The 22,742-nt window shown below is 59.7% G+C and carries 21 protein-coding genes, 5 tRNA genes and 2 pseudogenes; 10 read left to right on the top strand and 18 right to left on the bottom strand.

The features are described 5' to 3' along the window. Window positions 1-49: 49 nt before the first annotated feature. Both L0Z65_RS03795 and hemA read right to left on the bottom strand, forming a co-directional pair. Window positions 50-1,276 (bottom strand): annotated as a pseudogene (locus tag L0Z65_RS03795) (helix-turn-helix domain-containing protein). 132 nt (window positions 1,277-1,408) lie between these two features. Further along, window positions 1,409-2,634, bottom strand: a pseudogene (gene hemA, locus L0Z65_RS03790) (5-aminolevulinate synthase). A 313-nt stretch (window positions 2,635-2,947) separates the two neighbouring features. Here hemA and L0Z65_RS03785 point away from each other — a divergent pair. Beyond that, window positions 2,948-4,339: a M20/M25/M40 family metallo-hydrolase gene (locus tag L0Z65_RS03785; protein ID WP_102896757.1), complete on the top strand. Its 1,392-nt coding sequence runs from the start codon at window positions 2,948-2,950 to the stop codon at window positions 4,337-4,339. Window positions 4,340-4,472: 133 nt separating this feature from the next. On the opposite strand, the gene L0Z65_RS03780 is transcribed toward L0Z65_RS03785, so the two are convergent. The 7 genes from L0Z65_RS03780 to L0Z65_RS03750 all read right to left on the bottom strand — a co-directional run bounded on the left by L0Z65_RS03780 (window position 4,473) and on the right by L0Z65_RS03750 (window position 6,880). Next, window positions 4,473-4,549: transfer RNA gene (locus L0Z65_RS03780), tRNA-Asp, on the bottom strand. An 88-nt stretch (window positions 4,550-4,637) separates the two neighbouring features. Continuing rightward, window positions 4,638-4,714, bottom strand: a tRNA-Asp gene (locus L0Z65_RS03775). A 50-nt stretch (window positions 4,715-4,764) separates the two neighbouring features. Then, a tRNA-Asp gene (locus tag L0Z65_RS03770) sits at window positions 4,765-4,841 on the bottom strand. 531 nt (window positions 4,842-5,372) lie between these two features. Beyond that, a tRNA-Val gene (locus tag L0Z65_RS03765) sits at window positions 5,373-5,448 on the bottom strand. A 77-nt stretch (window positions 5,449-5,525) separates the two neighbouring features. Then, a complete protein-coding gene (locus L0Z65_RS03760) occupies window positions 5,526-6,107 on the bottom strand; it encodes a histidine phosphatase family protein (RefSeq protein ID WP_405110895.1) in 582 nt (193 codons plus the stop codon). Between the two features lie 121 nt (window positions 6,108-6,228). After that, a tRNA-Val gene (locus L0Z65_RS03755) sits at window positions 6,229-6,303 on the bottom strand. A gap of 121 nt (window positions 6,304-6,424) precedes the next feature. Next, the gene (locus tag L0Z65_RS03750; RefSeq protein WP_096871624.1) at window positions 6,425-6,880 is read right to left on the bottom strand and encodes an Lrp/AsnC family transcriptional regulator; all 456 of its coding nucleotides are present in this window, start codon (window positions 6,878-6,880) and stop codon (window positions 6,425-6,427) included. Between the two features lie 129 nt (window positions 6,881-7,009). Here L0Z65_RS03750 and L0Z65_RS03745 point away from each other — a divergent pair, with 129 nt between their 5' ends. Both L0Z65_RS03745 and L0Z65_RS03740 read left to right on the top strand, forming a co-directional pair. After that, entirely contained in the window at window positions 7,010-8,065 is a 1,056-nt protein-coding gene (locus L0Z65_RS03745) for a Leu/Phe/Val dehydrogenase (protein ID WP_405110891.1), read from the top strand. A gap of 246 nt (window positions 8,066-8,311) precedes the next feature. Continuing rightward, a complete protein-coding gene (locus L0Z65_RS03740) occupies window positions 8,312-8,584 on the top strand; it encodes a YrhK family protein (protein WP_096873154.1) in 273 nt (90 codons plus the stop codon). Window positions 8,585-8,778: 194 nt separating this feature from the next. Here L0Z65_RS03740 and L0Z65_RS03735 read toward each other — a convergent pair whose 3' ends face one another. Beyond that, window positions 8,779-9,309 (bottom strand): class I SAM-dependent methyltransferase, encoded by a 531-nt coding sequence (locus L0Z65_RS03735; RefSeq protein WP_405110888.1) that lies wholly within the window; start codon window positions 9,307-9,309, stop codon window positions 8,779-8,781. A gap of 59 nt (window positions 9,310-9,368) precedes the next feature. After that, a complete protein-coding gene (locus tag L0Z65_RS03730; protein ID WP_405110885.1) occupies window positions 9,369-9,812 on the bottom strand; it encodes a GNAT family N-acetyltransferase in 444 nt (147 codons plus the stop codon). Window positions 9,813-9,898: 86 nt separating this feature from the next. Between L0Z65_RS03730 and L0Z65_RS03725 the strand changes: the two genes are divergently transcribed. Both L0Z65_RS03725 and L0Z65_RS03720 read left to right on the top strand, forming a co-directional pair. After that, complete coding sequence (locus tag L0Z65_RS03725) at window positions 9,899-10,321, top strand: MarR family winged helix-turn-helix transcriptional regulator (protein ID WP_096871628.1); 423 nt, start codon at window positions 9,899-9,901, stop codon at window positions 10,319-10,321. A 247-nt stretch (window positions 10,322-10,568) separates the two neighbouring features. Continuing rightward, window positions 10,569-10,793 carry a hypothetical protein gene (locus L0Z65_RS03720; RefSeq protein WP_405110882.1) on the top strand — a complete coding sequence of 75 codons (225 nt, stop codon included), beginning with the start codon at window positions 10,569-10,571 and terminating at the stop codon, window positions 10,791-10,793. Window positions 10,794-10,998: 205 nt separating this feature from the next. On the opposite strand, the gene lon is transcribed toward L0Z65_RS03720, so the two are convergent. The 5 genes from lon to tgt all read right to left on the bottom strand — a co-directional run bounded on the left by lon (window position 10,999) and on the right by tgt (window position 16,484). Beyond that, on the bottom strand, window positions 10,999-13,413 hold the full coding sequence (gene lon / locus L0Z65_RS03715; RefSeq protein ID WP_096871631.1) for an endopeptidase La: 2,415 nt from the start codon (window positions 13,411-13,413) through the stop codon (window positions 10,999-11,001). 293 nt (window positions 13,414-13,706) lie between these two features. Then, complete coding sequence (locus tag L0Z65_RS03710; protein ID WP_155805565.1) at window positions 13,707-13,859, bottom strand: hypothetical protein; 153 nt, start codon at window positions 13,857-13,859, stop codon at window positions 13,707-13,709. A 275-nt stretch (window positions 13,860-14,134) separates the two neighbouring features. Continuing rightward, on the bottom strand, window positions 14,135-14,485 hold the full coding sequence (locus tag L0Z65_RS03705; protein ID WP_405110878.1) for a hypothetical protein: 351 nt from the start codon (window positions 14,483-14,485) through the stop codon (window positions 14,135-14,137). 98 nt (window positions 14,486-14,583) lie between these two features. Next, window positions 14,584-15,279, bottom strand: coding sequence for a hypothetical protein (locus tag L0Z65_RS03700; protein WP_405110875.1), 696 nt, complete (start codon window positions 15,277-15,279; stop codon window positions 14,584-14,586). Between the two features lie 74 nt (window positions 15,280-15,353). Next, window positions 15,354-16,484 (bottom strand): tRNA guanosine(34) transglycosylase Tgt, encoded by a 1,131-nt coding sequence (tgt, locus tag L0Z65_RS03695; protein ID WP_405110872.1) that lies wholly within the window; start codon window positions 16,482-16,484, stop codon window positions 15,354-15,356. Window positions 16,485-16,847: 363 nt separating this feature from the next. On the opposite strand from tgt, the gene L0Z65_RS03690 reads away from it, so the two are divergent. Both L0Z65_RS03690 and L0Z65_RS03685 read left to right on the top strand, forming a co-directional pair. Further along, on the top strand, window positions 16,848-17,741 hold the full coding sequence (locus tag L0Z65_RS03690; RefSeq protein WP_040179935.1) for an SPFH domain-containing protein: 894 nt from the start codon (window positions 16,848-16,850) through the stop codon (window positions 17,739-17,741). Further along, window positions 17,738-18,016, top strand: a complete 279-nt coding sequence (locus tag L0Z65_RS03685) for an NfeD family protein (RefSeq protein WP_040170575.1) — start codon at window positions 17,738-17,740, stop codon at window positions 18,014-18,016. Before L0Z65_RS03690 ends, L0Z65_RS03685 begins: the two co-directional genes overlap by 4 nt. 90 nt (window positions 18,017-18,106) lie before the next feature. Here the strand turns inward: L0Z65_RS03685 and L0Z65_RS03680 are convergent, their stop codons facing one another. Further along, window positions 18,107-18,787 carry a DUF1826 domain-containing protein gene (locus L0Z65_RS03680; RefSeq protein WP_405110868.1) on the bottom strand — a complete coding sequence of 227 codons (681 nt, stop codon included), beginning with the start codon at window positions 18,785-18,787 and terminating at the stop codon, window positions 18,107-18,109. Continuing rightward, window positions 18,784-19,995 carry a GTP-binding protein gene (locus L0Z65_RS03675; protein WP_096871642.1) on the bottom strand — a complete coding sequence of 404 codons (1,212 nt, stop codon included), beginning with the start codon at window positions 19,993-19,995 and terminating at the stop codon, window positions 18,784-18,786. The genes L0Z65_RS03680 and L0Z65_RS03675 overlap by 4 nt, the downstream gene beginning before the upstream one ends. Window positions 19,996-20,231: 236 nt before the next feature. Here L0Z65_RS03675 and L0Z65_RS03670 point away from each other — a divergent pair, with 236 nt between their 5' ends. From L0Z65_RS03670 to L0Z65_RS03660, 3 genes are all read left to right on the top strand, one after another. Further along, window positions 20,232-20,594, top strand: a complete 363-nt coding sequence (locus L0Z65_RS03670; RefSeq protein ID WP_040170574.1) for an SUF system Fe-S cluster assembly protein — start codon at window positions 20,232-20,234, stop codon at window positions 20,592-20,594. Between the two features lie 344 nt (window positions 20,595-20,938). Then, window positions 20,939-22,198 carry a glycerophosphodiester phosphodiesterase family protein gene (locus L0Z65_RS03665; RefSeq protein WP_405110864.1) on the top strand — a complete coding sequence of 420 codons (1,260 nt, stop codon included), beginning with the start codon at window positions 20,939-20,941 and terminating at the stop codon, window positions 22,196-22,198. Window positions 22,199-22,266: 68 nt separating this feature from the next. Beyond that, complete coding sequence (locus L0Z65_RS03660) at window positions 22,267-22,626, top strand: iron-sulfur cluster assembly accessory protein (RefSeq protein ID WP_014875056.1); 360 nt, start codon at window positions 22,267-22,269, stop codon at window positions 22,624-22,626. Window positions 22,627-22,742: the final 116 nt, after the last annotated feature.

Here is a 22,742-nt window from a genome sequence, read left to right as displayed (position 1 = left end):
GCTGCTGAATTGGCCTGAACGCCTCATCGCCGGGTGAACCCCGGCCAGGTTACTCGCTGATGGCCTCGACCGGGTCGACGGACAGGCTGCTGGCCTGCAACTCCGCAACCAGCGTGGCCAGCGCGCTGTTGCGATCTTCACTGAGATCGGCGAGCGCGAAACGCTCGGTGAGCGCATCTGAGGAGAGCACCACATTCTTGGTCACCTGCCCGCGATCGCCGACTGGTCCGTAATGGGCGCCGTTCACGGCAAAATAGATCGCGCCACTTTCGCCTGTGCGCAGCAACGGAGCCTCTTCGGTGGCGGGGATTTCAAAATGCTGGCCCGGCTCCATGATGGTTTCGAAAATCACACTGCCATCCACGGCGGTGACCTGAACCCAGGAGGGGCGCACCGCAACCATCTGTAGGGCTTAAGCGCGGTTTCTTCAACAACCTGCGGCATCGCGGGCAAAGGTGCCTCGGTGCTGAGGCTGGCCTCCGCCAGCACAACCGATGGCAGTTCCGGAATGGCAAAGTTACCAAAGCCACGCGGATCAAGGGTGGCAATCGGACCATCACGAGGCACCAGAACCGGCACATCCAGCGCCTGCGGACGATAGAGCCGGTCCAGCGCCTCCAATGCGGGATCCTCGTTCGAGACCTCAGCGTCGCGGGCGGCCCCCGCAAGCGGATCCAGATCAGCCAACACAATGGGGGTTTGCTCAACCGGTGCCATCTGCACCTGCTGCACCTCCTGCAGGACGGCCCAGCCGCCATAACCAATGCCCCCAATCAATGCGACCAGCACCGCAAGGGAGCCGACCGCGCGCAGCTCAATCTGGCTGAATACACTGCTGGCCGTTGGCACAAACGGGGTATTGGGCGAGGTGAACGCGTCACTGCGCAGCCCCCCCATGCCGGTTGCAATCGGCGCACCTGCGGATTTGCGCACCGAGGCCTCCGCCGACATGCCATGCGCGACCTGAAACCCGCTTTCCTGACAGAAGCTGTCGAATGTGGTGTCGGGATCCATATTGAGGTAGCGCGCATAGGACCGCACATAACCCGCAATAAAACCCGGCGTGTCAAAGACAGTCGGGTCAGAATTCTCGATAGCAGCGATATAGGAGGCTTTGATCCTCAGCTCACGTTGGACATCCAGCAGAGACTTGCCCATCGTGGCCCGTTCACCGCGCATAATGTCACCCAATCGAAGCTCGTAATCGTCAAAGCTTCGCGGCCCTGTCGATTCTGTCGTGCGTCTTCGATTTGCGCTGAGTAAGGCGCCCGATCATGCCTGCTGTCCCATTTTAGCCTGCCGCATTCGACATTCAGGACGTCACGGATCCGCCTAATGCGATCTCGCCTGCGCCCTTTGATTACGAGCATACTACCATAATCTTACCAATTTGACACAGAGCTATGAATCAGCCCGCCATTTCGGCACGATTCAGCGCACAATGAGACCAGAGCGCGTCCATCGCCTTGACCAGCGCGTCGATCTCTTTCGGGCCATGCACCGGCGACGGGGTAAAGCGCAGCCGTTCGGTGCCCCGCGGCACTGTCGGGAAGTTGATCGGCTGGACGTAAATTCCGTGATCCGACAACAGCATATCGCTCAGTTTCTGGGTATGAACCGGATTGCCAACGATCACCGGCACAATATGGCTGCCATGGTCGATGATTGGCAGGCCGAGCCCCTTCAGCCGCATTTTCAGGATGCGGGCCTGCAGCTGGTGCTGTTCGCGCAATTCGGGCGCGGTCTTGAGATAGGCAACCGAGGCCGCCGCCCCCGCTGCAACCATGCTGGCGCCAGCGAGGTGGTGAAGATGAAACCGGGCGCGTAAGAGCGGATGGCATCACACATTTTTGCCGATGCGGCGATATAGCCGCCCATCACGCCATAGGCCTTGGCCAGGGTGCCGTTCACAATGTCGATGCGGTCAATCAGACCGTCCCGCTCCGTGACACCACCGCCGCGCGCGCCATACATGCCAACCGCATGGACCTCATCGATATAGGTGAGCGCGCCGAATTCCTCCGCCAGATCACAGATCTCAGCGATCGGACCAAAATCCCCGTCCATGGAGTAGACCGATTCAAACGCGATCAGTTTGGGCGCCGCCGGGTCCGCCGCTGCCAGCAACTCCCGCAGGTGCGCCACATCATTGTGACGGAAAATACGCTTGGCGCCACCGTTGCGTCGCACCCCCTCAATCATGGAGGCATGGTTCAGCGCGTCGGAGAAAATGATGAGGCCGGGAAACAGTTTCGGCAGCGTGCTGAGCGTCGCGTCATTCGCGATATAGGCAGAGGTGAACAGCAGCGCCGCTTCTTTCTGGTGCAGATCGGCCAGCTCGGCCTCCAGCTGTTTGTGATAGACCGTGGTGCCGGAGATATTCCGCGTCCCGCCGGATCCCGCGCCAGTGGCATCAATCGCGCCATGCATGGCCTCCAGCACAACCGGATGCTGCCCCATCCCCAGATAGTCATTGCCACACCACACGGTGATGTCCTGCGCGCTGCCATCCGGACGTGTCCAGACGGCATGGGGGAACTGCCCGTTCTGCCGTTCAATGTCGATGAATGTCCGGTAGCGACCTTCCGTGTGGAGCTGATCAATCGCTTGGTCGAGTTTCGCGGTATAGTCCACCGGCATCTCCATGGCATAGTTGGCACCAACGGATCTGGTGCAAGCTGTGGTCAGGCTGATATATTCACGTTACCGAATAAATAACCCGAACCCTCCGTTTGATCAATCAAATACGCCGAAGGGACCGAACCAGCCTTGATGCAGGTCAAATAGACCTTTGCGCCCCGGGCAGCAAGAATTGTAACGCCTGTTTGACGCTACAATCCGACGCATCCCCGCCTGCCCGGACCATTTTGCGTTGCTCTGGTCCCTGCCGACAGGCGCTGTTAGGGTCCGGCAAACAGCAATCAATAACAGCAGGAGCCTCCTGAATATGTCACTGAACGACGTCCTGGACCGCATTGACACCGATCTTGATGCCGCCACCCAACGGTTGATGGACTTGCTGCGCATCCAATCGATTTCGACCGATCCCGCCTACAAGGAAGACTGCGACAAGGCTGCCGACTGGCTGGTTGCGGACCTGCGCTCCATCGGGATCGACGCGGAAAAGCGCGTCACCCCCGGCCATCCGATGGTGGTTGGTCACGTCGGGCCGCAGGACGACTCGCTGCCGCATGTGCTATTTTATGGGCACTACGACGTGCAGCCGGTGGACCCGCTGGACCTGTGGAACACGCCGCCGTTTGAGCCGCAGCTGGAAGAGACCGCGCGCGGCACCGTCATCCGCGGTCGTGGCGCGTCAGATGACAAGGGCCAGCTGATGACCTTTGTCGAGGCCTGCCGCGCCTGGCAGGCGGTGAACGGCTCCCTGCCCTGCCGCATCACCTTCTTCTTTGAAGGCGAGGAAGAAAGCGGCTCGCCGTCGCTGGTGCCCTTCATGGAACAGCACGCCGCAGAGCTGAAGGCGGATCTGGCGCTGATCTGCGATACCTCCATGGTGTCACGTGGCGTGCCCTCAATCTCCTCGCAGCTGCGCGGCATGCTGAAGGATGAATTCACCCTGATCGGCCCCCGGATTGATCTGCACTCTGGTCACTATGGCGGCCCCGGCCTCAACCCCTTGCGCGAACTCAGCCGCATTGTGGCGTCTTTCTATGACGAAGACACCGGCAAGGTCGCGGTCGACGGCTTCTATGAAGGCGTGCATGAGGTGCCAGAGGAGCAACTGCGCCAGTGGGAAGGTTGCGGGTTTGAAGAGCAGGACTATCTCGCGAACGCAGGCTACACACAGGCCCACGGTGAGAAAGACCGCTCTGTGCTGGAACAGCAATGGGCCCGTCCAACGCTGGAAGTGAACGGCCTCTGGGGCGGCTACAATGGTGCGGGTTCAAAAACCGTGATCCCGTCAGAGGCGCATTGCAAGATCACCTGCCGTCTGGTCGGGGACATGGATCCGGATGCGCTGCGACTGAAGATCCGCAAACATGTCGAGGACCGGCTGAAGCCCGACACTCAGGTCAAATGGGACAATGATCTGGAGGGCTCCCGCGCCTCGGTGATGAACATCTCCCGCCCCGAGTTTGAGGCCGCCCGAGGCGCGCTGTCGGATGAATGGAACCGGGAGGCCGTCTTCTGCGGCATGGGCGGATCCATCCCGATTGCTGGCTTCTTCAAATCCATTCTGGGCATGGATGCGATGTTAATCGGCTTTGCCAATGAAGACGACGCCATCCACTCCCCCAATGAGAAATACGATCTGGAAAGCTTCCACAAAGGCATCCGTTCCTGGGCCCGCGTGCTGGATGCTCTGACCAAGAAATAACAAAACCAGTGGTGTGCGCCCCGGCGCGCACCACGCCCCGCCCGGCAGGCATCTGCTACCGCCAAGTACGCAGCCACAAACGCAAAAAGCCCTTCCGAAGAAGGGTGCGTTCATCCAAAATTCTGGAAGAAAGTGGCGCGGTTGACGGGGCTCGAACCCGCGACCCCCGGCGTGACAGGCCGGTACTCTAACCAACTGAGCTACAACCGCGCATGGGCCTTTCGGCAGATCAGACGCAAGCGCCTGACATATATTCCCCTCCGGGGCGGACCCTGATCGTCAGGGCAGCGTATGAAAGTGGCGCGGTTGACGGGGCTCGAACCCGCGACCCCCGGCGTGACAGGCCGGTACTCTAACCAACTGAGCTACAACCGCGCATTTACTTTCATCTGGACCCTTTAACCCGGATCCGGGGCGGACAGCAGTGGCGCGGTTGACGGGGCTCGAACCCGCGACCCCCGGCGTGACAGGCCGGTACTCTAACCAACTGAGCTACAACCGCTTGCTGTTCCATCCAACGTCGCCGCTGAATGTTGGGCTGTAATATTCGCAGCACCGAGGGATCGTCAAGCGGTGTTTTGGCATTTTCTCGGGTTTCCGTGAAAAAAAACAAAACCACCGCCAACGAACCGTCTAACCCATTGTTTTTCTGAAATTCCAATCTGGCATCGCTCCGGATGACAAGGACAATCCACCCAGAAAATCACAGCCGACCTCCGATCACGTGCATCACGGTGCCAACCGGCGACAACAACAGCGCCATCCAGCCGCAAGGTGCCGCAGACAGCACCGGTGGCACCCCACACCAGAGCCGCGCCACCGGTCATTCCTGATCAGCTGGAGATCACCATCACGCCAGCCGCGCCCCGGCCGTGCTCGCGGATATGCCCGCATTCTGCCAGATCAGATGCAAGATGCCACGGGCATGTTGAACTTCATATACGCCCGAAAACCTAAATTGGTCCACGGAACCGCCGACCGTTATGCAAAGTGGCGATGGCAGAGCGATATATGAGGATTTTCAAGGGGATAATGGTGGGTCGTGAGAGGCTCGAACTCCCGACATCTTCGGTGTAAACGAAGCGCTCTACCAACTGAGCTAACGACCCGGTGAGCGCGGATTTAGAGAAACCCCGCGCTGGACGCAAGAGGTAAATCGCAGAAATCTGCGAAAAAAGTCATCGCCTCAGCGCAGCACGCGCTCTTCCCCCTGCCACAGCTGATAGATACAGCCCTGCTCGTTCGGCAGCGCCGCCATTTCCGCGCGCGACAGGCCACAGATCAGCCCACGCAGCACCTGCCCCCACAGTCCATGCGCCACCACCACAGTCGGTTCACTCAACCCGTTCAGAAAGGCCTCGATGCGGGCCTGAAACGCCGCAAACCCTTCGCCCTTTGGCGCAGCGCAGAACAGATCCAGGCTCAGCGGATTGGCGGTGTAGATTTCCGCATACTCAGCGGCGACCTGCTCACGGGTCATGCCCTGAAACACGCCGGCCTGCGCCTCGGCAAGCCGCGTATCGGTGGTATAGGGCTGACCGCCGAGCGCAATCTGCGCGGTCTGCTGTGCCCGCCCCAGCGGCGAGACAAAACAGGCCGGTCCCTGCGCCAGAATCGGCGCCATCAGACTGGCTTGCTGTTGGGCGTGTTCAATCCCCAGGGGGCTGAGTTTTGATTCCAGCTGGCCTTGGATGCGCCCTACGGCATTCCATTCCGTCTGCCCATGCCGCAGAAACCAGATTTTCGGATATGCCATGCCTGCCCTCATTGCTGCTTCGCCCTTCGACGTTGCCGCAACATCTAGACAGGTTTTCCGAGACAGGGAAGAGCGCGCGCCATAGGACAAAGCGCCGCCGAAAGAAGCGTCAAACCATTAGATTGAGAGAGAATGGTGGGTGATAAGAGATTTGAACTCCTGACATCTTCGATGTGAACGAAGCGCTCTACCACTGAGCTAATCACCCTTGTCGGCGGTCATACCGCCCGTTGCGCGCCACTGCAAGAGGGGCGGATCGAAAAAACCATCGGCGCCATCATTTTTGCCCTGTCCATGATATCGCTAGACCAACGCCCCTGCCCAAACCGCTAATCCAGCGGCAGCACATTGCGACAGATCATCGTGCGCAGGGTAAAGCTGGAGCGGGTGTTGCGGATCCCCGGCACCCGCATCAACCGATGCTCAAGAAAGCGGTCAAAATCGGTCAGATCCTGCGCCACCACACGCAGCAGAATATCCCGGCTCCCGGTCATCAGATAGCATTCCATCACCTGATCAAAGCGCCGCACTGCCGCCTCAAAAGCCTGCAGCCCCTCGGTGGATTGGCGCTCCAGCTCTACGGCGACAAAGATGGTGACCGGTAGCCCCACCTCGGTCTGATCCACCCGCGCCGAATAGCCCGAAATCACCCCGCTCTCTTCCAGGTTGGCAACCCGCCGGGCACAAGGCGTCGCGGAAAGCCCGACCTTCTCTGCCAGTTCGGCGATCTTGATCCGCCCATTCTCCTGAAGAGCGGCCAGTATCTTGCGATCAATCTTATCCACGTCTTTCCCCTCATTTATTAGCGCATATTAGCGATATCCCCTAAAATTCACAATCGAGCCGCTGCATTTTGGAGGAAACCAGCGGTTCCCTGACGGTATTCTCTGGCGAAATGGAGGAGCAATCCAAAAATGACAGCCACACTCACCCCCGTCGCCACCTCGACACATGAAGAAATCTACCGCGTCGAGGACGCCTTGGTCGGCCTCACGGGTTTTATCGCCGTGCATTCGACCCTGCTTGGGCCCGCGGCAGGCGGGTTGCGGATGCGCCCTTACGCCAGTGCCGAAGAGGCGCTGACCGATGTCAAACGCCTGAGCGAAGGCATGACCTATAAGAACGCGGCTGCAGGTCTCGCGCTTGGCGGTGGCAAGGCTGTGATCATGGGCGATCCTGCCACCCAGAAAACACCCGAGCTGCTGCGCGCCTTCGCCCGTGCCATCGACAGCCTGAACGGCCGCTACATCACCGCCGAAGACATGGGCATGAGCCCCGAAGATATGGCGATCCTGGCCGAGGAAACCACCTCCGTCGCCGGGCTGGCCGATGGGGAATACGCCTCCGGCGATCCCTCCCCCATCACCGCGCGCGGCATCTTCAACGCCATCCGCACCGCATGGGAGCATAAGACGGGCCAGATCGACCTCACCGATCGGGTTGTCTCCGTTCAGGGGCTGGGTCACGTGGGCTGGTACCTCTGCGACTTCCTCAACAAGGCCGGCGCCAAGCTGATCGTCACCGATGTGAACAAGACGCAGGTCAGCCGCGCGGTCGAGGCCTTCGGTGCCACAGCCGTTGCCCCGGATGAGATCTACGCCGTTGAGGCGGATATTTTTGCCCCCTGCGCGATTGGTGGCATCCTCAACAGCAACACCATCCCTCAGCTGAAGGTGGCTCTGGTGGCCGGTGGCGCCAACAACCAGCTGGCCTCGTCCCAGGACGCAACCGCCCTGCATCAGCGCGGCATTCTCTATGCCCCCGATTTTGTGGCCAATGGTGGTGGCATCATCAATGTGGCGACAGAGATCCAGAAAATCAGCAACCGCAACAGCTTTGTCGCGGACCGGCTGGAGGCGCTTGAGGTGACCATGGCTGCGATCCTGACGCAGGCGGCCGCAGATGATGTCAGCCCCGACGCGGTCGCCATCGCCACCGTGCAGGCGAAAATGACGCCAAAGGCCGCCTAAGCCACGAAAACACCACTCGACGCGCCCCCTTCTATGGGGCCGTCAACCAACCCCGCCACCAAAGAGCGGGCGCCAGACGGAAGCCCCTATATAGTCGGGGGGAGATGCGACCAAACATAGAGGGCAGCCCAGATGGGTTGCCCTTTTTTGTGCCCAGCGGATCCAGCCTGCAGACAGGCGTTGAACCAAACCGCCATTCAGGCGTTTGATGACAGCAGCACAAAAGAACACCCAAAGGAGAACCGCATGTCCCTGTTCCATCCCGACAATCGCAACCGCAGTGATCGACACAAAAAGATCTACGCCTATTGCGAAATTGCTTACACTATTGTCGATGTCTCGGCTGCGGTGCTGTTCGTGGTGGGCAGTGTGTTGTTTTTTCAGGAGTCCACGACCTATGTCGGCACCTGGCTGTTCCTGATCGGATCAATCCTCTTTGGACTGCGCCCGACCATCAAACTCTACCGCGAATATGCCTACCTGCGGCTGGGCGACTATGAGGACGTTACCCGCCAGTGACATTGCTCCGCGTCGTCCCATCCTGACGTATTAATATCCAAAACCACGCGCCTTGGGGACCATAGGCTCCGATGACGTCTCTGCGTGCAACACGGTGCGACGATGATCCCCGATTTGAGGATCAAACGCACCGGGCAGCGCCGCTCTCACCGCCGGTCCTCGACTGGCCGCTGTGAATGCCAATTCGCCCGCCATCAGGCGTCACGCCGTAGAATGAGATGGCCGTCAGTCTCCCGATGGAGGGACCAGGGCGCGTCACGTGCGTCAAAGACCTCTTTAAATGCTGCCATGTTTTCAGGCTCATCACTGATTATCACCCAACCTTGCAGGACAACATGGCCTATCAGACGCTTGAGAACCGCAACTCTGTTTTCAGCAGGCAGGAGGTGCAGGGTACGGTCGATGAGGAGCACTTCAAACTGCCCAACCGGCCGGAAATCCAAGATATCTGCAACGATCCCTTCGACCCTGAGGTTTTCGTGGTTGCCCGCAGCCACCAGATCTTTGATCCCATTTGGTGCGATATCAACACCAACGACAGAGTGCCCCAATCGGGCAATAAAAAGCGCGTCACGCCCCTGGCCGCAGCCAATATCCAGGACGCGCAGGTTGCCCTCAGTCAGCGCGTTGAAAAACCCAACAATCTCCGGCGATGGCGCGCCAAGCGCCTGCGCAGTGGAGCGATAGAGGCGATCAAAATCGAACTGCGTGTCCCTGCGAAACATCGTGGTGCCGGGATCGGTATGGTCAGAGACCCGTTCAAAACCATTCTTCTCCAGCGCCTTTACGGACGCAATATTCTCAGGTGCAACACCGGCAAAAAGCTGGGTCCCTCCCCCTGGTCCTGATACCAGGCAACCAACCCGCCTATCAGCTCCGATGCGAAGCCTTTGCCCCACATGATCTCGGAAAAGAGATATCCGATGTGAACCGTCGGGGGATATTCCGCATTGCCGGAGGCGGCCAGGATGAGGAGGCCAATCAGGGTCGTATTGTCATCACGAATCGTGAGCACATGGCTTTCTGCATGTCTGGCGGCAACCCAGTCGGAAATAGCCGTTTCAGTATCCGCGAGCTGCATCGGCTCCGGCAGGCTCCTGAGGACAGGTGGTGTCAAAATGACTTCCAGCTCCGCCGCAAGTGCCTGCTTTTCTTGCTCAGAGCCAAGGGCAGTATCCCAAGATTCCAGGCGAAGCCTGTCGGTTTCAAATGACATTTCCCGGACCATTGCGCGCCCTCCAACCTTGGTGACGGTCTCCACGTATAGGCTTGACACGGCAGTGCCATACGTTAGTTAGGAAGACGTACTAATAGATGGATGTCAAGGTGACCCTCGAACATTTCCTCCAGTTGGCACATCGGCGCTGCCAGCGCGCATGGGCCGAACTCAGCGCAGATCTGAGGTTGAGCCATAACGAGTTCGAATACCTGCGTGCGATCAGAGATCAGGAAGACAAAACCACCGACAAGGACAATCATGGTCAACACCTTCAGGATGTTGTGAATGATCTGGGAGTCAGGAAGTCATCCGCCAGTGCGATGGTCCTGAAGCTGGAGGACAGAGGTTTGGTTGCCCGCTTCCCCTGTCGCTATGATGCGCGCGCGCAGCACATCATCCTGACCGAAGCTGGCAAGGCATTGTTGGCCAGCGGTGAAAGCGTCTACGAGTCTGTCGCACGTGAGTTGGCATCGGAACTCCCCGCTGATATCGCCGGGGCATTTGAACGAGGGCGTTGAAGCCGACGCCTCGCCATTTATTCAAATTAGTACGTCCTACTAACTATCTATACTGGAACCTGAAATGACGTTTGAACTTACACTCTTGGGCACCGCCATACACATCTTGATTTGGGAGAAACTGCCTGAATGGGGGACCTGGTTCAAAACCCTAATCTCCCTGCTGCCAGGCCCGTTTCGCAGGCTGTACGAGCAGTGGCACTGCCCGTTCTGCGCTGGTTTCTGGATCGCACTAGGTCTTCACTGGATGACAGGATTCTGGACACTTCCCGCGCTGAATGGACTCACCGACCGTCTGGGAACAACAGGGATCCCTGTCGCATGGACCCTGGACGCTCTGGCCACAGCCACTTTGATCTATACCGCAATCATCACGCTAAAGGCCGCAGGCCTGCCCGCAATGAAAGCTCATATGATGAAGGAGGATTTCATGGCCTCAGCTTTTGCGGATGGATCGGCGACCACAGACTGATGAGATAAAGCGGTTGGTCGACCGGCCTGCCCGGTCGCACCTCATCGGCGCCGTCACGACCATAGGCGCATCAGGCCGAGACGCGCCTATGGTCACATTTTCTCAGCGGTATAAATGATGTCGGGCGACCCCAGCAGGGCCGCCCGTTTGTGATTGTCGAGTACAGACCAATGTCAGACCATACGGGCAGCGCCCGCAGCCCTGATCAATGGGCCGTGGCTCCCGCGGTGTCGTCGGGCGCGCCCAAGGCGGCCTTGGCTGCGGCGGCGGCTTCCTCTGCCGCCTCATCCCACTCTACCGGCTCCGGCGTGGCGGTCAGCGCATGTTTCAGCACCTCGGAGACGTGGCTGACGGGGATGATGGTCAGCCCCTCTTTCACGTTGTCCGGGATATCCGGCAGGTCTTTTTCATTCTCCTGCGGGATCAACACCGTCTTGATACCACCGCGCAGGGCCGCCAGCAGTTTTTCCTTCAGGCCGCCAATGGCTGTCGCGTTGCCACGCAGCGTCACCTCGCCAGTCATGGCAATGTCCTTGCGCACCGGAATACCGGTCAACACCGACACAATCGCTGTCACCATCGCCAGACCCGCGCTTGGCCCATCCTTTGGCGTGGCGCCGTCCGGCACGTGCACGTGGATGTCGATCTTGTCAAACTTCGGCGGTTTCACCCCCAGTTGAGGTGAGATCGACCGCACATAGCTGGACGCCGCCTCGATCGACTCCTTCATCACATCGCCCAGCTTACCGGTGGTCTTCATCCGACCTTTGCCCGGCAGGCGCAGGGCCTCGATGCTCAGCAGTTCACCGCCGACCGATGTATAGGCCAGACCGGTCACGACACCGACTTGATCCTCTTTCTCGGCCAGCCCGTAGCGATACTTCGCAACACCAAGGAAATCATCCAGATTATCACCTGTGACAGATACGGTCTCCGCCTCTTTCTTCACGATCTTGGTCAGCGATTTCCGCGCCACTTTGGCGATTTCCCGCTCCAGGTTCCGCACCCCCGCCTCGCGGGTATAGGTGCGGATGATCTCGGTCAGCGCCTCATCGGTCAGCTCGAACTCCTTGGCCTTCAGGCCATGGTTTTTCACCTGCTTTGAAATCAGGTGCTGCTTTGCGATCTCGCGCTTCTCGTCCTCGGTATAACCCGACAGCGGAATGATCTCCATCCGGTCCAAAAGCGGCCCCGGCATGTTGTAGCTGTTCGATGTGGTCAGGAACATCACGTTCGACAGGTCATATTCCACTTCCAGATAGTGGTCCATGAAGGTCGCATTCTGTTCTGGGTCCAGCACCTCCAGCATGGCGCTCGCCGGGTCGCCACGGAAATCCTGCCCCATCTTGTCGATTTCATCGAGCAGGATCAGCGGGTTGGTGGTTTTCGCCTTCTTCAGTGCCTGAATGATCTTACCGGGCATGGAGCCGATGTAGGTCCGGCGGTGGCCGCGGATCTCGCTCTCATCACGCACACCCCCAAGGGAGATGCGGATAAACTCACGACCGGTCGCCTTGGCGACGGATTTACCAAGCGAGGTCTTACCAACACCCGGAGGGCCAACGAGACACAGGATCGGGCCTTTCAGCTTGGCCGAACGCTGCTGCACCGCGAGATATTCGACAATGCGCTCCTTGACCTTTTCCAGACCGTAGTGATCTGCGTCCAGAATGTCCTGGGCCCGGCTCAGGTCTTTCTTCACACGCGATTTGGTGCCCCAGGGCAGCGCCAGTATCCAGTCGAGGTAGTTGCGCACAACTGTGGCCTCGGCCGACATCGGCGACATGTTCTTGAGCTTCTTCAGCTCGGCCTCAGACTTTTCGCGCGCCTCTTTGGAGAGCTTGGTTTCAGCGATCTTCGCCTCCAGCTCAGCCACCTCGTTGGAGCCGTCCTCGCTGTCGCCCAGCTCTTTCTGAATGGCCTTCATCTGCTCATTCAGGTAATATTCGCGCTGGGTCTTCTCCATCTGCGTCTTGACGCGGGTCTTGATCTTCTTCTCGACCTGCAGCACCGACAGCTCGCCCTGCATCAGGCCGTAGACCTTCTCCAGACGCTCAGAGACCGACAAGGTCTCCAGCAGGTCCTGCTTGTTGTCGACCTCGATACCCAGATGACCGGCGACCAGATCGGCCAGCTTGGCCGGTTCTGTGGTCTCGCCAACGGCGCTCAGCGCCTCTTCCGGGATGTTCTTGCGGACCTTTGCGTAGCGCTCAAATTCATCGCCGACAGTGCGCAGCAGCGCCTCAACGGTGGTCACATCGCCGGGCATCTCGGTCAGATACTCTGCGCGCGCCTCAAAGAAATTGTCGTTTTCCAGATATTCGGTGATCTTCACCCGCGCGTGGCCTTCGACCAGCACCTTCACAGTGCCGTCGGGCAGCTTCAGCAGCTGTAGCACATTGGCCAGCACGCCAACGTTGTAGATACCGTCGGATTGTGGATCATCCTCCGCCGGGTCAATCTGACTGGACAGCAGGATCTGCTTGTCGTCAGTCATCACCTCTTCCAGGGCACGCACCGATTTGTCCCGCCCGACAAACAGCGGCACGATCATATGCGGGAACACAACGATGTCGCGCAGCGGCAGGACGGGGTAGGATGAATTGAGTGGCTCTTGCATACTCGGTCCTTCGATTTGGCAAGACGCCCCCGCCCCGATCAACCGGCAGCTTTGGTGCGTCTCCTCATTGGCTTTTTTATCTGGTGCAGCAGGAGAAGGATTTCAACCGCCGTGCCTCAATGTTTGGGATCACATTGCCCGCAGCGCGTCCGGACCACAAGGGCGCAAATGGGCACAAGGATACCAAATGATGAAAGGCGACCCCGAGAGGCCGCCCATTCACAAAGTCTGTTAACAGATCTGCCCAAAATACCATCGGTCAAGGGACATCCACACCGCGTTCCGCTGCAGTGCTAGTCGATGGCCGTGACACTCAGATGGCCCAGACTACCGCCGCGCGCCACCGGATCCGAGCGGTCATCCATCAGCGCAAAAATCGCCACCCCTGTGGCCAGTAAAATCATCAGCGAACAATGCGCCAGTCCAGTCGAAGCGGTGTCATTCATCGGATCTCTCCACTTGGGTCGTTATATGCCTGCCTCGCAGTTCACTGCTGATTTGTGGCGCAAAGGTGTTCAGGGCGGGTCCCGCCGATGAACATTCGCTCAAGTTTTCGACAACACGAACACAACGCAAAGGGAACACAGGCAAACTCCGACGCGCGCCCCACCGCCTCAAATCACAACCGCTCAATATCGCCTTGCGCGCGGGTGTCGTGAAAATCCTTTTGCCAGGCCTCAAAGCGGCTCCTCGCCAGTGTCAAACGCGGTCTGCCCGCATCTCAAAACTCTGCGGGCCGTTTGTCCTTGCGAAGCACGTACGGGACCATGCCCGATGACAAGTTGTACACATCACCAGCCAACGCACCCTCAAGCGCCCCACCCAGAACGGTCTGCAACTGGCATTCTTTTTGACCACCGACAACACCCGTCACGGGATTGTAGGAGCTGTGAGGATAGGTGAAGCAGAGGTAATACTCGCCCGCGACAAGCTCTTGAACCCAATCCCCACGAAGCGCAGCCCTGTTTCCGGGATACCAAAGCCAGACATGCTTTTCGCTGTAGTAGGTGACTTGGTAGCCATGCCCCTTGTCCCAGTGCAGATAGGTTATACCGGCTGTGGGATAGATCAATCCCTCCTCAGAGATCCGGTCTGCGGAGGGATTGAGTTTGGTAACCTCGTGCCCGCTGCACGCGGCAACACATAGCGCTATGAGCCCGACACTCCTCCCTAGAACAAGCATTTCATCCTCAGTAAGGCTGATTTGGTGCCGCTGTAGCGATAAGTTTTGTAGTAGAAATTCGGTACCGGTCTGGTTTCACGATTCAGGAGAAAGCCAATTCCAAGCCGGTCTAAGTCCGCTTTTTTCATCTCCAGAATTCGATCCAAACGACCGCCTAGCGCCGCATTCACACGGGCCTGTTGCTGGGGTGTCAACGGAACGTCCTCGCGGATCGGTCTGTCATCAAGGCTCACCGTGCCAGCGGCACAAATTGTCTGGCGTGCGGCCGTTTTTGCCAATCCCAAGACACGCCCTGACGTCCGGCCCGAAGTCAGGTCACTGTGAAGGGCAACCAGCTCAGGCTTTGATAACCCGCCAAAAACACTGCTCGGCAAATGCTCAGGCGGGCGGAAGGTGCTTTCTGATGTGCCTACGGTAACATGAAAGTAGACGGCGTTACCCTTGACGGCATCATGCCGCGCTGCACCACCCGGAACAAAAAGCACCGCAGCCGAGACTCTCTTGGCAGCAAGGCCACCATCGAAAAAGGGTCTATCGCCACCGCGCTGATAGAGCTCCATCGCGGCAACATCTTGAAAGCTCAGCTGTTTAGGCGGTTGGGATGATGAGCTGCCACCCTCCATGCATGCAGAGAGGCTCAATACAGTGCTCAAACAAACTGTGACGCGTGTCAAAAAATTCATCGGGTCAATTCCATACCAGTGAAAAAACATAACTTCAAATCCACTGCCAGTGCGCAGTGGATTATGGTTTGTGATTACAACCGCTCAATATCGCCTTGCGCGCGGGTGTCGTGAAAATCCTTCTGCCAGGCCTCAAACGTCCCCGCTGCGATCGCGTCGCGCATACCGCCCATGATCTCCTGGAAGTAATGCAGGTTGTGCCAGGTCAGCAGCATGCCGGAGATCATCTCGTTGGAGCGGAACACATGGTGCAGATAGGCGCGGGAATAGTTGCTGCACGCTGGGCAGGAGCAGTTCTCATCCAGGGGGCGCGGGTCATCTTGATGGCGGGCGTTCTTGATATTCACCACACCGTAGCGGGTGAACGCCTGCCCCGTCCGACCAGAGCGCGACGGCAACACGCAGTCCATCATGTCGATGCCACGGGCCACCGCGCCGACGATATCATCGGGCTTGCCCACGCCCATCAGGTAGCGCGGCTTATCCTCGGGCAGGAAACCGGGGGCATAATCAAGGCAATCAAACATCGCCTCCTGCCCTTCACCGACCGCAAGGCCACCCACCGCATAGCCCTCGAACCCGATCTTGGTCAGCGCCTCGGCGCTTTCTTCGCGCAGATCCTGTTCCAGCCCGCCCTGCATGATGCCAAACAGCGCATGGCCCGGACGATCGCCGAACGCCTCGCGGCTGCGCTCGGCCCAACGCATCGACAGGCGCATCGATTCAGCAATGCGGTCGCGGTCCGCAGGCAGCGCCGGGCATTCGTCAAAACACATCACAATGTCGGACCCCAAGAGCTTCTGGATCTCCATCGACCGCTCTGGCGTCAGCTCGTGCTTGGAGCCATCCACATGGCTTTTGAAGGTCACGCCCTTCTCGGTCAGCTTACGCAGACCTGCCAGCGACATCACCTGAAACCCGCCACTGTCCGTCAGGATCGGTCGCTCCCAGTTCATGAACTTATGCAACCCGCCCAAACGGTCAATCCTCTCTGCCGTGGGGCGCAGCATCAGATGATAGGTGTTGCCCAAGAGGATATCCGCCCCGGTCGCGCGCACGCTCTCCGGCATCATCGCCTTTACGGTTGCGGCCGTGCCAACCGGCATGAAGGCAGGCGTGCGGATCTCCCCGCGCGGTGTATTGATCACCCCGGTGCGGGCCTTGCCATCGGTGGCTTTCAGGTCGAATGAGATTTTCGGCGCCATGATATCTTCCTCGGGGCTGTTTTATGCGGGGCCCGCCGCAGCAGGTCCATGTCCGACGGGATCACCTGACCCCGGCCTCCCTGCCATCCGCAACCGGATCAACAGAACCTGCCGCATGTGCCCGATCCCGACCCGGTTTTCAACCCTGTATGGTCGCAGGCCAACCAAAGACCAAAGCGCCCCAACTCAGCCCCAGCGCCTCATAATGCGTCCGGTCCTGACAGGTTCCCCGTCTCTCTTCCCTTGCCTGCCAGCCCCGCAAACGCCATAGAAGACAGGACTGGGCGGCGGCCTCGGCCTTGAAACCCGCGATGGCAGCCCTCAAATGAATACCATAGTATACAAATGATATTGTGAGGCAAAATGACCGAAGAACTCCTGCTCAGCCTTCTGACGCAGAACATCATCTACATTCTTGGCGCGATTTTCCTGATCATCCTGATCTTCAAGGGCATCCGTATCGTGCCGCAGTCCGAGAAATATGTGGTCGAACGCTTTGGCCGCCTGCATGCGGTGCTTGGGCCGGGGATCAATTTCATCGTGCCGCTTCTGGATTCCGTGGCCCATAAGGTCTCCATTCTGGAACGTCAGCTGCCCAATGCCAGCCAGGACGCCATCACCAAGGACAACGTGCTGGTGCAGATCGACACTTCCGTCTTTTATCGCATCCTTGAGCCGGAGAAGACCGTCTACCGGATCCGGGACGTGGACGGCGCCATTGCCACCACCGTGGCTGGCATCGTGCGCGCCGAGATCGGCAAGATGGATCTGGATGAGGTGCAGTCCAACCGATCCCAGCTGATCGGTCAGATCCAGAACAGCGTCGAAAGCGCCGTGGATGATTGGGGCATTGAGGTGACCCGCGCCGAGATCCTGGATGTGAACCTCGATCAGGCCACCCGCGACGCCATGTTGCAGCAGCTCAATGCCGAACGCGCCCGCCGCGCCCAGGTGACCGAGGCCGAGGGTCAGAAACGCTCTGTTGAGCTGGCCGCTGACGCCGAACTCTACGCCGCCGAACAAACCGCCAAGGCGCGCCGCATTCAGGCTGACGCCGAAGCCTACGCCACCGAGGTCGTCGCCAAGGCGATCGCCGAAAACGGGCTGGAGGCCGCGCAGTATCAGGTTGCTCTGAAACAGGTGGAGGCGCTCAACACCCTTGGGTCCGGCGATGGCAAGCAGACCATATTGGTCCCTGCCAACGCGCTTGAGGCCTTTGGCAATGCCTTCAACATGCTGAAAGGTGTCGGCAAATGACCGCCCTGCTCTCGGTCTGGTGGGTCTGGATCGCGATTGCGATCGGCCTCGCCATTGTCGAGATCCTGGCGCCGGGGTTCATGTTCCTCGGCTTTGCCCTCGGCGCTGTGGTGGTCGGGGTGCTCCTCGCCTTTGCGCCAGCAGGCAGCATTACCCTGCCCGTGCTCCTGTTGATTTACGCCACCCTCTCCCTGATCGCCTGGCTGGTACTTCGCCACTTCTTCAAGGGGCCGAAGGGCCAGGTGAAACACTTCGACCGCGATATCAACGACTGAGTAGACCCCGCCCGATAGACTTCGGGCGGGGATTCGACCTTGGTGGTCGGATCCTTTGCGTTTTTGAACACCCGACAGACAGGCACCTCGCTAGTGCAGCGGCACCCCGGCGGGCGCAGCCAGATGGTTGTCCACCTCCTCCTCCGGGTCGGTCACCGGATCCAACACCAGCACCAGCACCAGACGGGTTTCACCGGTGCCTTCAATCGGCGGGGACCGGTGCAACAGGCCGGATGCCGGTTGCGCAGGCCAGCGGGTGCCGCGCAGCAGCAGGGGGGATCCGGTCGCAACCGTCTGAACATGGGCCGGGGCCTCGCCCTGGTGAGATACGCCCAGCTGGGTTCCGGTGCCCCGGTAGGTGCAGACCAATCGGGCCGCGATGGCATCGACATGGAATTTGCGGCAGGCGTTTGTGGTCACCACGTCCAGCCGGAACCGCAGATACCTTGTATCCATCAACGATGAAAACGCGCCCGCCAGCCGTGTGACATCCGCCTGAAGCCAGTCCTGTTCCGGCCCCTGTGGCAGGCCGGACATGGCGCAGACCTCCGCAAAGACCCGCGCCACCATATCTGGCTGGACAATGACACGCCCCCGGGGCAGCCGGTCCGGGTCAACCCGGTCAAGCCAATGCTGCACATTGGCGGGCGCCTCCCGCTGCCAGATCAGCGCGGCGCAATCAGGGTCCAGAAACCGCCGCAGCCCCGTGTCATCCCGTGTCAGATCGCAGTGCAGCGCTACATCTTGGGCGCTCTTGCGAAGCGCCCTCACGCTGCAGCCTCCGGCCGCCGCCAGATGGGAAAAGGATCGGTATAGTCGGGTAGTTGATCGGGGCCGGTGGCCACCTCTGCGGGCACAAGGCATCCATCCAGCTGTGCCTTCAGCCCGGCCCAATCGATACCGGATCCGATAAACACCAACTCCTGACGGCGATCCCCCCAAGGCTCTTGCCAATGGGCTTTTATGTAGGCACGCCCCTGTTCATGGGTTGGGTGCCGCTCCACCGGGACCGAGGCCCACCAAGTGCCGAGCGGTTTGACACTGGACAAAGCCCCCGCCAGCGAAAACTCCGCCACCCAATCCGGCCGGGTGGAGATCCAGAAATGCCCCTTGGCCCGGATCACCCCCGGCAAATCCCCGTTGAGAAGCGCCAAAATCCGCTCCGGGACAAAGGGTTGCCGTGCCCGGTAAACATAGGACGCGACGCCGTATTCCTCGCTCTCCGGTACGTGATCGGCAAACCCGTAAAGCTCCTTCGCCCACATCGGATGTTCATGCGCCTGTTCAAAGTCGAACAAGCCGGTATCCAGAATTTTCTCTGCCGCGACTTCACTATGATTGGCATCGATGATTTCGGCATCGGCATTCAGACTGCGAACGATCTTGCGCGCCGCATCGGCCTCATCCGGGCCTGCGTCCGCCACCTTGTTCAGGATCACCACATCGGCAAATTCGATCTGATCGGTCAGCAGATGCACCAGCGTACGCTCATCTTCCTCGCCCAGCGTCTCTCCCCGGTCCGCAAGGAAATCATGGGAGGAAAAGTTTCGGCGCAGGTTGACCGCATCCACCACCGTCACCATCGTATCAAGCCGCGCCACATCCGAGAGGCTCTCGCCCGCCTCATCGCGAAACTCAAAGGTTGCGGCGACCGGCAGCGGCTCGGAGATGCCGGTGGACTCGATCAACAGATAGTCAAACCGCCCCTCCGCCGCCAGACGCCGCACTTCCGCCAGCAGATCATCACGCAGCGTGCAGCAGATACAGCCATTGGACATCTCCACCAGTGTTTCATCGGTGCGGCTCAGCTCTGTATGCGCGCGCACCAGATCCGCATCAATATTGATCTCCGACATATCATTCACGATCACGGCGACCCGGCGCCCGTCGCGATTGTTCAGAATACGATTGAGCAACGTCGTTTTTCCAGCTCCGAGAAACCCGGACAGGACCGTTACAGGAAGGCGATTATCTTTCATCGAAATAGATACCCAGTCTGATGCACAGCGCGACGGAGAAGAACGCCGCTGACACCGTCAGCAGGTCGATCCCTCGTGAGTCGCAAGAAATGTTACGATATAACATTTCACTTTCCTACTGCAAGATCTCCCCGCCACGCCTGCGACGCTTGATCACAAACCGCGTGCGATCCGCCACTGGACCCTCGCGCCCGGCTTCCCTATATAAACAGTCAGGAAACGAACCGAGGCCCTTAATGACCAACGCATCCGAACCATTGGAAGGCACACCGCTGATCGCCCCCTCCTCTGTCAGCCATGAGCTGTACGAGCCGGTGGTGGACGCGTGCCGGTCTGTTTATGACCCTGAAATCCCTGTGAATATCTATGAGCTGGGCCTGATCTACACCATCGACATCACGGCGGAAAATGATGTGAAGATCATCATGACGCTCACTGCCCCCGGCTGCCCGGTCGCGGGTGAGATGCCGGGCTGGATCGTCGATGCCGTCTCTCCCGTCCCCGGCGTCAAAAGCGTCGATGTCGAACTCACCTGGGAGCCGCCCTGGGGTATGGACATGATGTCGGATGAGGCGCGGCTCGAACTCGGCTTCATGTAGCCGCATCTGTGGATGGCGGGGCCTGCCCCTCGCCTGACCCGATCCTGTTCCAACAGACAGAACGCGGCACGGCCCCTCGCCTGCCGCGTTTTTCGTGACCCGCTGCACAGTGCAGGCACAGGCACAGCCACCGGGCGCGCGCAGCCTAAGCGGGGCCGCACGCAGGCTGACGTCGCGCTAGACCGTATCAAACCGCGCGCCCCCTCTTGCCCCGGAGAGACAAGCCCCCGTAACATCCGGGATATAAACCGCTGCGGGGCATCCGCAGCCGCTCTTGGTGCGCCCCACGAAACACTGTCGCAACACACCCCAAGGGCGCCCCCAAATGATTTGGAGTTTCCCTATTGTCCCGCATATCCCCCTTCTGCGCGCGTCTGATCTCTCTCGCTCTTGCCGCGCCCCTATGTACCAGCGCCGCCGCCGCGGACACCTCGCCTGCGGACACCATCGCACTCAGCTACGGTCCGCGCCCGGCCTATCTGGTGGATGCCCTGCCCGACGGCGCGCTGAAGACAAAACTGCAATCCTGTGCCGGGCAAACCCCGAAACGCAGCGATTTTTCCATCGCCCACCGGGGCGCGCCGCTGATGTTTCCCGAACATACGGTTGAGGGCAATCGCGCCGCCGCCACCATGGGCGCCGGGATCATGGAATGCGATGTGACCTTCACCAGCGATCTGGAGCTGGTCTGCCGCCACTCGCAGAACGATCTGCACACCACCACCGATATCCTCACCAGCGACCTAGCCGACCGCTGCACCCAGCCCTTTACCTCGGCCACCGCCGATACCCCCGCAAACGCCGAATGCCGCACCAGCGATCTGACGCTGGCAGAGCTGATGACGTTGCACCCCAAAATGGACAGCCGTGACCCCACCGCCACCAGTGCCGCCGCCTTTCAGGGCGGCCTTGCCCCCTGGCGCAGCAGCCTGCATCAGGACGGCACAACGCTGCTCAGCCATGCCGACAGCATCGCGTTGTTCCGCAACCTCGGCGCAAAATTCACCCCCGAGCTGAAGGCCCCAACCGTCGCCATGCCCTTCAACGGGATGACGCAGGAGGCTTATGCGCAGAAACTGATCGACGCCTATGTCACCGCCGGGATCCCCGCCAGCGATGTCTGGGTACAAAGCTTCGACCTCAGCGATATCAAATACTGGCTCACCCAGACGCCCGAATTTGGCCGTCAGGCCGTCTACCTTGATGATCGCTTTGCCCGCCATGACGAGGATGAAGGCCAGGTCGATCCGATGGATCCCGCAACCTTCCGCCCCTCCATGCAGGAGTTGAAAGAGATGGGGCTCAACCATATCGCGCCGCCGATCTGGATGCTGCTGACACTGGAAGATGGCCGCATGGTCCCCTCTCCCTATGCCAAGGCCGCGCGTGCCGCCGATCTCAATATCATCACCTGGACCCTGGAACGCTCCGGCCCGCTGAAAAACGGCGGTGGCTGGTATTTCCAATCGGTCGCAGCTGCGGTGCAATCGGATGCCGCCACTTATCAGGTGCTTGACGTGCTGGCGCAGGATGTGGGGGTTGTCGGGGTGTTCTCCGACTGGCCCGCAACCGTGACCTATTACGCCAATTGCATGGGGCTGTGACCGCAGCCCCTTGAGCCTGCGCCGCGCCCCCCTAGATTAAGGGGTAACGCGCGATAGTGGAGACAGACATGTTCGGCATTCCCGGCAAACAAGCGGTGACCATCACCGACAAGGCAGCGGCCCAGATTGCCAAGCTGATGGACAAGGGCGGCCATTCCGGCCTGCGCATCGGCGTGAAGAAGGGCGGCTGCGCCGGCATGGAATATACCATGGAATATGTCGATCAGCCCGATCCCAACGACGAAGTGGTTGAACAGGATGGTGCCCGGGTGCTGATCGCCCCGATGGCGCAGATGTTCCTCTTCGGCACCGAGATCGACTATGAGGTCTCGCTGCTGGAGGCCGGGTTCAAGTTCAACAACCCCAATGTCTCCGAAGCCTGCGGCTGCGGGGAATCGATCAGCTTCAAGGATATGCCCGCAGGCTGATCCGCAACACAGCGCCCTGTCATCTCGCCGAGATTGCAACCAATGGCGCAGACCACAGCAGAAAAGAGGCAGCCATCTGCCTCTTTTTTTGCGCCCGGTTATCGGCGCACTTCGGT

Source organism: Phaeobacter sp. BS52 (genome assembly GCF_045040595.1).
In the GTDB taxonomy this organism is placed as follows: domain Bacteria; phylum Pseudomonadota; class Alphaproteobacteria; order Rhodobacterales; family Rhodobacteraceae; genus Phaeobacter; species Phaeobacter piscinae.
This window is presented reverse-complemented; position numbering and strand designations above follow the sequence as displayed.

Bases quoted from the DNA above. Each gene is read 5' to 3' on its own strand.
- L0Z65_RS03785 (WP_102896757.1), top strand. From the start codon at position 2,948: ATGTCACTGAACGACGTCCTGGACCGCATTGACACCGATCTTGATGCC.
- L0Z65_RS03760 (WP_405110895.1), bottom strand. From the start codon at position 6,107: ATGAGGGCAGGCATGGCATATCCGAAAATCTGGTTTCTGCGGCATGGG.
- L0Z65_RS03745 (WP_405110891.1), top strand. From the start codon at position 7,010: ATGACAGCCACACTCACCCCCGTCGCCACCTCGACACATGAAGAAATC.
- L0Z65_RS03740 (WP_096873154.1), top strand. From the start codon at position 8,312: ATGTCCCTGTTCCATCCCGACAATCGCAACCGCAGTGATCGACACAAA.
- L0Z65_RS03735 (WP_405110888.1), bottom strand. From the start codon at position 9,309: ATGTTTCGCAGGGACACGCAGTTCGATTTTGATCGCCTCTATCGCTCC.
- L0Z65_RS03730 (WP_405110885.1), bottom strand. From the start codon at position 9,812: ATGGTCCGGGAAATGTCATTTGAAACCGACAGGCTTCGCCTGGAATCT.
- L0Z65_RS03725 (WP_096871628.1), top strand. From the start codon at position 9,899: ATGGATGTCAAGGTGACCCTCGAACATTTCCTCCAGTTGGCACATCGG.
- L0Z65_RS03720 (WP_405110882.1), top strand. From the start codon at position 10,569: ATGACAGGATTCTGGACACTTCCCGCGCTGAATGGACTCACCGACCGT.
- lon (WP_096871631.1), bottom strand. From the start codon at position 13,413: ATGCAAGAGCCACTCAATTCATCCTACCCCGTCCTGCCGCTGCGCGAC.
- L0Z65_RS03710 (WP_155805565.1), bottom strand. From the start codon at position 13,859: ATGAATGACACCGCTTCGACTGGACTGGCGCATTGTTCGCTGATGATT.
- L0Z65_RS03700 (WP_405110875.1), bottom strand. From the start codon at position 15,279: ATGAATTTTTTGACACGCGTCACAGTTTGTTTGAGCACTGTATTGAGC.
- tgt (WP_405110872.1), bottom strand. From the start codon at position 16,484: ATGGCGCCGAAAATCTCATTCGACCTGAAAGCCACCGATGGCAAGGCC.
- L0Z65_RS03690 (WP_040179935.1), top strand. From the start codon at position 16,848: ATGACCGAAGAACTCCTGCTCAGCCTTCTGACGCAGAACATCATCTAC.
- L0Z65_RS03685 (WP_040170575.1), top strand. From the start codon at position 17,738: ATGACCGCCCTGCTCTCGGTCTGGTGGGTCTGGATCGCGATTGCGATC.
- L0Z65_RS03675 (WP_096871642.1), bottom strand. From the start codon at position 19,995: ATGAAAGATAATCGCCTTCCTGTAACGGTCCTGTCCGGGTTTCTCGGA.
- L0Z65_RS03670 (WP_040170574.1), top strand. From the start codon at position 20,232: ATGACCAACGCATCCGAACCATTGGAAGGCACACCGCTGATCGCCCCC.
- L0Z65_RS03660 (WP_014875056.1), top strand. From the start codon at position 22,267: ATGTTCGGCATTCCCGGCAAACAAGCGGTGACCATCACCGACAAGGCA.